The following is a 4,555-nucleotide window of genomic DNA, read 5'->3' on the forward strand; positions in this document are numbered from 1 at the left end:
AAGGATACATAAAAATTAACGTTACATACCCATAAACAGGGCTAATTGACAACAAACTGCAAAAACTATTAAATACAACTAATTAAAAAGTCAAATTAACAATTACAATTGAAAATCTTATACATTTGTCGTTGACTATCATAAAACAAACCAGACTCTTTTATGTGCAGCCGAATTATTGTATCAGTTTCATTTTGTCTGATAAACCTGGGACCAATATATGGACAGTTTGCAGAGGCAGAGAAAGACACGCTTATAATAAACGAGTATCAACCGGAAAAACAAAAGATCAAATTGAATGAAGCAACCATGAGGGCTATTAAATCGGGAACGTTGATTAATTTTGACGGACCTAAACAGGCTAATAAACCCAGGCCTTTCGTGTCGAAGATCCCTATTACAAAAGATTTCGGACTCAAACCGGTTGCCGGAATACCTATGGAAGCCTCCGATTCTATAAAAATTCCTCCCAGAGTATTCCATGAACTCACATTCAATTATCTTCCTGAAAAAGAAATAAGAGCTTTTAAAGTTAGTAATAAGTCGGAAGAACTCAGGGCTACTCCTGCCGGGTTCTCTTTTTCGGCTGAAGATCTGCTGCAATCTATTTTTTCCAAAACGGCAAGAGCTAAAAAGCGAAACCTCAAAAAAGCCAACGCTTGGAAAACATACAACAGTCTTCCATAAAAAAACTTCCCTATTCTTTTCAGAACAGGGAAGTAATACAAATACAAATCTATTTAATTTAAATCAAGCCTACTTTGCGGTTGGAAATGCAGATATTCGTAAACGGGCTGCTCCCATCGGCACCAAGGTTATTTCATCGATCCGGTCGCTCTTACGGGCATTTTCGTAGGGAAGAACACCACACAATCCGTATTCATCAATAATCCATCCTGGCACAATCCGCCCTTTAGCTTTAAACTCCAGCGGAACGTTACCTAAAGTAAACGGATTATTGTCGGCTGGCCAGTTTTTACGCTTTATTTGAATAGGCAGACTGGTTACCAAAGCGTAGTTCCATGGTGTTTTAGGATAAATCTCATACGTTGGCCATGCAGAAGCATCTGCGTTTTCCTGCCATTTTGAATCTCCGATGGCTGTTGCCCGGCTGTCCAGCTGCTTGTATTCTTCTTCTATCTTCAACGACAAGGTTAGAGGTCCCCAATTCACACTTACACTATTTTTATTTGCCTGCCATTGACGCATGCTTAAATCCATAGGTATAATCAATTCAACCTCATCCTTATTAGTCCATTCTCTTTCAATGCGTGCATACTCTCCTGCAACTAAAGTTACAGCTTCTTGCTTTCCGTTGATTTTTACAGATGCGTTCTTACACCAGGACGGAATACGAAGATACATAGGAAAACGAACCTTCGAGAATGTAGACAAAGTAAACCGCACAGCCTCCTCGAATGGATAGTTGGTTTGTTCGTGCAAGGTTACTTCAGTCCCTTTACTTCCTACTTTGATTTTAGCTTTACAAGCCGAATACATTACGGCCGCCAATCCGTTATCGGGTGTAGCCAAAACCAAATGTTCGGCATAATAAGGCCAGCCGAATCCGTGATTATGCTGACAACAGCGGCTGCTGAAGGGGTTCATTGCCAGAAAAGGTCCACTGTTATCTATTCCCGGATGATGATTCTGGCTGTCACTTACTACATGATTGGGACTTGTTATGTAACGTAAAGCTTTATAATCGGGCATCATGGCTGCAGGATAGCTGTTAAAAGCTACATCTTCGCAGTTTTCTGCCCAATAAGGATCGCCACTTATCAAAAGCATTATTTGATCTGAAGCCATTTGTTCTACAAACCCACACGTTTCTGTACCCTGCCGCGGATCAAAGAAGCCGATGCGTGCATTTTCGTCGGCTCCAAACATACCTCCAGGAACCTGACCGAATGCCCTGCGTATAAGGCTCTGTACATTATAGCTGGCCTCCAATAAGGCTGTATCTTTTTTGAATAAATAGTAGGTTGCCGGTTCGCGGAAGCATTGTGCCACATTCACATTGTGCCAGTTTGGCAATTGTGTAGATTTTGTCCAATCGGCTGTATTACGGTGAATTTTATCTGCCAGGGAAAGCAATTGCTTGTCACCGGTACGATTATAAAGCCACACCACACTCCACAGATTATCTCCTCCCCTACTATTTTCCCAATAGCTGGAAAGAAAGTCATCATCGGAAACAGTAAGCAGATAATGACAATATTTAGTCATAAAATCGAGTATACGAGCGTCGTTGCTATATTCATAATAAGACTGAACTATCCAAAGTACAATCATATTCGGCCAGAAATCCTGTTTACCATTGTTTAATACCAAAGGACCAAAGTTTCCGTCTTCACGTTGACTTTTCAAAATGCCTTCAATCCAGAATTTTGTCTCTTTCAACATTGCTTCATCCTTCATCAGGTAAGTAAGATTACCATAGCCACGCAGCCAATAAGGAACCTCTTCCCAGCCCCACTTCCCACCGGTTTTAAGCCAGGCATTGTCATCCTTCTGGAGCCAGGCGCTGATTTCTCCTAAATGCCCGTTCAAACCATCTTTCTGAAGTTCTAGCTGCTTAAGCAACCATCCTTCGGGCTGAATGCTTCCTACAGGAAGTTTTATAAACTGTTGTGGTTGCAACGGGGATCGGTTACTTACATAATGCGAATTGTACGAAGCACCCGGAAGTCTTTTAACCATTTCCACGGTCTGATTTTTTGCAGAAATAGCCATAGACAAGGTTAATGAGAGTAAAAGAAATGTCTTCTTCATGATGTTAAATTATTCAATAAATCTACTTACCAATACATAGTAGACGCAAAAAAGAAATCCATCCCCTAAAGGACAGGTAAAAATATGTGAGAACTGTGTCTTCAATCCAGATTATCGTTCCATTGCCAGACCAAAGATAGTTCTTACTTTTGCAAACTGAGTAAACAAGACTTCAAACCAATTAATATAAGAAGACATGGACGAAAAAGAATTAAGCCTGTTAGGAAACAAAACTGTATATAAAAGCGATTATGCTCCCGAAGTGCTGGAAGCATTTACCAACAAACACCCGGACAATGATTACTGGGTACGCTTTAATTGCCCTGAATTCACCAGCCTGTGCCCTATAACCGGTCAGCCCGACTTTGCCACGATCTACATCGATTATATTCCCGATATAAAAATGGTTGAAAGTAAAAGTCTGAAGTTATATCTTTTCAGTTTCCGTAATCACGGCGATTTTCACGAAGATTGTGTTAACATTATCATGAAAGATCTTATAAAACTTATGGACCCCAAGTATATTGAAGTTACCGGGATCTTTACACCACGAGGAGGAATCAGCATTCACCCCTATTGCAACTACGGACGAAAAGGCACCAAATTTGAAGAATTAGCAGAAAAACGTTTGTTTGCGCACAATTCTTAATAAACAAAGATAGAATATAAGCCGGAAAAGTTTTAAACTCAATATTACTTTTCCGGCTGATATAACAGTTCGTTAATAAAATAATATGTAAATTTGCCGTCAAATAAATTCGAAAGAACTTAAATTTAATAGACCATGATTAAAAGAATGATTCCCGTGAAAGCGGTATTGGCAACACTGGCGTGTACTGCCTGTGTTAGTCTTCAGGCTCAAGAAGAGTTTCCAAAACAAGAAAAGATGACACCGGGCATGTCTGAGTACTGGACTCCACAACCTGCAGTGGTTACCCCCGGAACAACAACTCCCAATGCATTTTTAACAGCACCATCGGATGCTATTGTCCTTTTTGACGGCAAAGACCTTTCTGCCTGGAAAAGCACAAGAACAGGCGGACCTGCTGAATGGATTGTAAACAACGGTGCATTTACTGTAAACAAAAAAGCTGGCGATATCCAGACTAAAGAGGAATTTAACGACTTTCAGCTTCATATCGAGTGGCAGATTCCGGCAAATATCACTGGGAAGAGTCAGGGACGAGGCAACAGCGGTATCTTTTTGCAGGGTATGTACGAAATACAGGTATTAGACTGCTACGATAATAAGACCTACGTAAACGGACAAACAGGTAGTATTTACAAGCAGACTCCTCCTTTGGCAAATGCTATGCGTAAACCGGGAGAGTGGAATGTGTATGATATAATCTATTCTGCTCCCATTTTTAAAGAAGATGGTACCTATCGTGTACCACCACGTGTAACCGTAATTCAGAATGGAATTGTTCTTCAAAACAACACCACCATTTTGGGTACTACCGAATACATCGGATTTCCACAGGTAAAAAAACACGGTGCCGGTCCGATCATACTTCAATCACATGGTGACCCCAGCGAACCAATCAGCTTCCGTAACGTTTGGTTACGTAAATTATAAGAATAAGGGCTGCATCTTTAACGGATGCAGCCCTTATTATATATCTGATTTACTAATCCAGAATAAGATTGAACTCTTCTTTTAATTTGGTAAGAACAGGATTTGTGCGTAATAACAAATCATATTTTTCGGTGGAAGTATAGGCCAGATGCTTTTCGTTCGATTCGATAATACGTATAGACATCTGGATACGCGTATTCC

General features: G+C 40.4%; 4 protein-coding genes. 3 read left to right on the forward strand and 1 reads right to left on the reverse strand.

The features are described 5' to 3' along the window. Window positions 1-162: 162 nt before the first annotated feature. The gene (locus AB7E53_RS09495; protein WP_079683506.1) at window positions 163-687 is read left to right on the forward strand and encodes a hypothetical protein; all 525 of its coding nucleotides are present in this window, start codon (window positions 163-165) and stop codon (window positions 685-687) included. Between the two features lie 69 nt (window positions 688-756). Here the strand turns inward: AB7E53_RS09495 and AB7E53_RS09500 are convergent, their stop codons facing one another. Next, entirely contained in the window at window positions 757-2,775 is a 2,019-nt protein-coding gene (locus tag AB7E53_RS09500; RefSeq protein WP_446775362.1) for a beta-L-arabinofuranosidase domain-containing protein, read from the reverse strand. Between the two features lie 196 nt (window positions 2,776-2,971). Between AB7E53_RS09500 and queF the strand changes: the two genes are divergently transcribed. Together queF and AB7E53_RS09510 are read left to right on the forward strand one after the other, a co-directional pair. Beyond that, window positions 2,972-3,424: a preQ(1) synthase gene (gene queF, locus AB7E53_RS09505; protein ID WP_079683504.1), complete on the forward strand. Its 453-nt coding sequence runs from the start codon at window positions 2,972-2,974 to the stop codon at window positions 3,422-3,424. 135 nt (window positions 3,425-3,559) lie between these two features. Beyond that, window positions 3,560-4,354 (forward strand): 3-keto-disaccharide hydrolase, encoded by a 795-nt coding sequence (locus AB7E53_RS09510; RefSeq protein WP_079683503.1) that lies wholly within the window; start codon window positions 3,560-3,562, stop codon window positions 4,352-4,354. Window positions 4,355-4,555 lie beyond the last annotated feature (201 nt).

This window comes from Macellibacteroides sp. (genome assembly GCF_050251695.1).
GTDB lineage: Bacteria > Bacteroidota > Bacteroidia > Bacteroidales > Tannerellaceae > Macellibacteroides > Macellibacteroides fermentans.

Bases quoted from the DNA above. Each gene is read 5' to 3' on its own strand.
- AB7E53_RS09510 (WP_079683503.1), top strand. From the start codon at position 3,560: ATGATTAAAAGAATGATTCCCGTGAAAGCGGTATTGGCAACACTGGCG.
- AB7E53_RS09495 (WP_079683506.1), top strand. From the start codon at position 163: ATGTGCAGCCGAATTATTGTATCAGTTTCATTTTGTCTGATAAACCTG.
- AB7E53_RS09500 (WP_446775362.1), bottom strand. From the start codon at position 2,775: ATGAAGAAGACATTTCTTTTACTCTCATTAACCTTGTCTATGGCTATT.
- queF (WP_079683504.1), top strand. From the start codon at position 2,972: ATGGACGAAAAAGAATTAAGCCTGTTAGGAAACAAAACTGTATATAAA.